We start from the raw sequence: 4,219 nt of genomic DNA on the forward strand, positions 1-4,219 counted from the left end.
GGCCCTGTCGCTGGAACGCCACGCCGAGGCCCAGGTCCGGCTCGGCGACCGGGCCGCCGCCCGCGCCGACCTCGACCGCGCGTTGCCGCCGGCCCTGGGTTCCCGCATCCCGTCGCACCTGGTGATCCGCGTCCACGGGGTCCGCGTGCTCGCCGCCGACAGCCTCGGCGGCGCGCTCGGCGTGATCCGGGACGCCGAGCGGTGGCTGCACGAGGCCCCGCACGTGTGCGACCCGTGCTCGATGGGGTTCCGGATCGCGGCGGCGACGGCGTGCGCGTGCGCGGGCAGCCCCAGCCGCGCGCGGGCGCACCTCGCCGAGGCCGAGCGGATCAGCGGGCTGTGGCAGGGCGGTCCGTGGTCGGCCGCGCTGTGGGAGGTGCGCGCGGAGGTCCGCCGGGCGGAGGGCAGGCGGGCCCAGGCGGCGGCGCTGTTCTTCGCGGCGGACGAGGAGGTCGCGGCGCTTGCCCGACCCCTGGAGGAGCGCCGGTGCCTGGCCGCCGCCGCTGCCTGCTAGCCGCCGACGTGCGTCAGAACGCGCCGAGGTGCAGGTAGGCGGCGAACGTCCCCAGCCAGTGCTCGGCGTAGTAGCCGTGGCCGAACACGTGCCGCAGACCGGCCTCGCGGTGCGCGTCGGCGGCCGTGCGCGCCAGGTCGGCGTACCGGTGCCCGGCGGGCAGCGCGGCGGCGATGGACCGCCACTGCCAGGCGCGGGACAGGGCGAGGCCCACCAGGTGCGAGCCGTACGGGTCGGCCGGGTCGTCCACCGGCACCGGCTCGCGCAGCACCTTCCAGCGCGCCTCGTCCAGGTTCGGCAGGAACGCCTCGAACCACTCCGCGAACCCGTCGGCCGGCAGCACCCGCCGCATCAGGTCCGCCTCGGTCAGCGCGGGCGACAGGAAGTCCGCCGCGTCCGGCTCGAACCCGCCGTAGCCCACGTCCTCCCGGTGCCACCGCAACGCCGCCCCGACGCACGCCGCCGCCAGCCCGTCGTCGCCGACGGCACGCGCCGCGTCGAGCACCAGACCGGTCGCGAACGCCGTGTTGCCGTGAGTCCCGGTCCGCACGGGCAGCCGCGCGCCGGCCACCTTGACGAGATACCGGTCACGCAGGACCGCGCTCAACGGCCGCAGCGCGTCCGCCCACGGCGAGCCCCACGTGCGGAGTTCGGCGTCGAGGACCAGCAGCCACGCCCACCCGTAGGGCCGCTCCCAGAACCCGCCGGACGGTCCGGCGAAGAACGCCGCCTCGGTCTCCGCGTGCTCCTCGGTGAGCAGCGCGTCGAGCGTCGCACGGGCCTCCGCCGCGCCCGCGACGTCCGGCCGCTCCCGCAGCAGCCGGACCGCCAACCAGGTCTGATGCACGCACGAGTGCCAGTCGAACGACCCGGCGAAGATCGGGTGCAGCACCCGCTGCGGCACCAGGCCGGCGGCGTCGGTGACGACGTGCGTCCAGTGCACCGGGTAGTCCCGCCGGACGTTCTCCACCGCGGTGGACAGCAGTTCGGCCGCCGTGTCGTCGTCCATCCGGGTGTCGGGCATGTGCCACATCATGCACAGGCCGACCCATGTCCGTCTCTCAGTGTGGACGGCTATCTTTAACGTGTGAACTGGACCGTGGACGTGCCCGTGGACACGCTTCCCGAGCTTCCGCCCCTCCCGCCCGAGCTGCGCGACAGGCTTGCCGACGCGTTGGCCCGGCCCGCCTCGCAGCAGCCGGAGTGGCCGGACGCCGAGCAGGTGCGCCGCGTGCGCGCCGTGCTGGAGAGCGTGCCGCCGATCACCGTGCCCGCCGAGATCGACCGGCTGCGCGACAACCTCGCCGAAGTCGCCCGCGGCGAGGCCTTCCTGTTGCAGGGCGGAGACTGCGCGGAGACGTTCGCGGACAACACCGAGCCGCACATCCGCGCGAACATCCGGACCCTGCTCCAGATGGCCGTCGTGCTCACCTACGGCGCGAGCCTCCCGGTGGTGAAGATCGGCCGCATCGCCGGCCAGTACGCCAAGCCGCGCTCGTCGAACATCGACGCGCTCGGCCTGCCGTCCTACCGCGGCGACATCGTGAACTCGCTGGTCGCCACGCCCGAGGCGCGCGTGCCGGACCCGTCCCGGATGATCCGCGCCTACGCCAACGCGGGCGCGGCGATGAACCTGCTCCGCGCCATGACCACCGCGGGCATGGCCGACCTGCACCGCCTGCACGACTGGAACAAGGACTTCGTCCGCCAGTCGCCCGCGGGCGAGCGGTACGAGGCGCTGGCCGGCGAGATCGACCGCGGCCTGCGGTTCATGTCGGCGTGCGGCGTGCAGGACACGTCCCTGCACACCACCGAGATCTTCGCCTCGCACGAGGCGCTGCTGCTCGACTACGAGCGGGCGCTGCTGCGGCTCGACACCAGCGGCGACCAGCCGCGGCTGTACGACCTGTCGTCGCACTTCCTGTGGATCGGCGAGCGGACCCGGCAGCTGGACGGCGCGCACATCGCGTTCGCCGAGCTGCTGTCCAACCCGATCGGCCTCAAGATCGGCCCGTCGACCACGCCGGAGATGGCCGTCGAGTACGTCGAGCGGCTCGACCCGCACAACCAGCCCGGCCGGTTGACGCTGATCAGCCGCATGGGCAACGGCAAGGTGCGCGACGTGCTGCCGCCGATCGTGGAGAAGGTCACCGCCTCCGGCCACCAGGTCATCTGGCAGTGCGACCCGATGCACGGCAACACGCACGAGGCGTCCACCGGCTACAAGACCCGGCACTTCGACCGGATCGTGGACGAGGTGCAGGGCTTCTTCGAGGTGCACCGCCGGCTCGGCACGCACCCCGGCGGCATCCACATCGAGCTGACCGGCGAGGACGTCACCGAGTGCCTGGGCGGCGCGCAGGAGATCTCCGACTCCGACCTGGCCGGCCGCTACGAGACGGCCTGCGACCCGCGGCTGAACACGCAGCAGTCGCTGGAGCTGGCGTTCCTGGTCGCGGAGATGCTCCGCAGCTGACCTGGTCGCCGGGCGGCTGACCCGATCGCGAACGGTCCCGGTGGCCCCCGACTCGTCGAGTCGGGGGCCACCGCCGCGTCAGAGGGCGATCAGGGTGACCGTGGTGTCCTTCGGCACGCGCTGACCGCCGCGCACGGACTGGTTGACCACCCGGGCCCGGTCGCGGTCGTTGAACTGCACGTCCACCTTGAGGCCCGCCTCCTCCAGGATCTTCTTCGCCTCCTTGACCGGCCTGCCCTCGACCTGCGGCACGGTCACCGCGTTCGACAGGATGACGGTGACCTGCCGGTTCGCCGGCGGGAGGTTGGAGCCCGCCGCCGGGTCGGTGCGGACGACCTTGCCCGCGTCGACCGACTCGGAGAACTCCGCCGGCCCCTCGACCGGGTCGAACCCGGCCGCGGCCAGCTCGGCGAACGCCTCGTCCTTCGACTTGCCCGTCACGCTGGGCACCGGCTTCGGCTGCGCGCCCTTGCTCAGCACGACCACCACCGCCGAGCCGATCGGCACCTGCGTGCCGGGCGCCGGCTTCAACGTCACCACCTTGCCCTTGGGCACGCGGTCGCTGAACGCGTCCTCGGCGGGGTCGAGCCGCGACGTCAGCCCGACGGACCTGATCTCCTGCTCGGCCTGCGCCACCTCGATGCCCGGCTGGATCTGCGGCACCACCGGCTTGCCCGCGGACACCACGATCCGGACCAGGTCGCCGCGGGTGGCCTCGGCGCCGGCGGGCGGGTCGGTGCTGAGCACCTGGCCCGCGGGCACGGTGTCGCTGTTCTCGGTGCGGGCCGTGTGCTTGAGCGCGGCGGCCTCGATGAGCGCGGTGGCGGCGGACTCGTCCTGGCCGACCACGTTCGGCACGGTCGCGACCCGGCCGATCACCAGCCACCAGCTGGTGACGCCGATGAGGATCGCGGCGACCACGACGACGCTCAACCAGGTGATGAACTGGCGCTTGCTGCGCGCCCGCATCTCCTCGTACAGCTGCTCGGGCGTCTTCTTCTTCGGCGGTCTCCGGGGACGCGGCCGCGGCGCCGGGGCCGGCTCCACGGGGACGAGCGGCGGCGGCATCAGCTCGGACCGCGGGATCGCCTTGGTGCCCTGCGGGCCGGCCACGGGCCGCACCAGCGGGTTCGGCCGGTGCACCGGCACCGTCGGCTCGGCGAACGGCGCGCCCGCCCCCACCCGCACGGGTTCGACGCGGACGGTCTCCTCGGCCGGGCTGGGCGCGG

At 73.9% G+C, this 4,219-nt stretch carries 4 protein-coding genes; 2 read left to right on the top strand and 2 right to left on the bottom strand.

Features of this window, described 5'->3' with window-relative positions; all coding sequences use genetic code 11:
* Window positions 1-514, top strand: a 514-nt coding sequence (locus ACFQ3T_RS34720; RefSeq protein ID WP_380730063.1) for a hypothetical protein, incomplete at its 5' end; no start/stop codon positions are given.
* A gap of 13 nt (window positions 515-527) precedes the next feature.
* On the opposite strand, the gene ACFQ3T_RS34725 is transcribed toward ACFQ3T_RS34720, so the two are convergent.
* Window positions 528-1,538 carry a DUF2891 domain-containing protein gene (locus ACFQ3T_RS34725; RefSeq protein ID WP_380730065.1) on the bottom strand — a complete coding sequence of 337 codons (1,011 nt, stop codon included), beginning with the start codon at window positions 1,536-1,538 and terminating at the stop codon, window positions 528-530.
* 63 nt (window positions 1,539-1,601) lie between these two features.
* On the opposite strand from ACFQ3T_RS34725, the gene ACFQ3T_RS34730 reads away from it, so the two are divergent.
* Window positions 1,602-2,990, top strand: coding sequence for a class II 3-deoxy-7-phosphoheptulonate synthase (locus tag ACFQ3T_RS34730; protein ID WP_380730067.1), 1,389 nt, complete (start codon window positions 1,602-1,604; stop codon window positions 2,988-2,990).
* Between the two features lie 78 nt (window positions 2,991-3,068).
* On the opposite strand, the gene ACFQ3T_RS34735 is transcribed toward ACFQ3T_RS34730, so the two are convergent.
* The coding region (locus ACFQ3T_RS34735; protein ID WP_380730069.1) for a PASTA domain-containing protein at window positions 3,069-4,219 on the bottom strand (1,151 nt) is incomplete at its 5' end.

It is taken from the genome of Saccharothrix hoggarensis, from assembly GCF_042678885.1.
GTDB lineage: Bacteria > Actinomycetota > Actinomycetes > Mycobacteriales > Pseudonocardiaceae > Actinosynnema > Actinosynnema hoggarensis.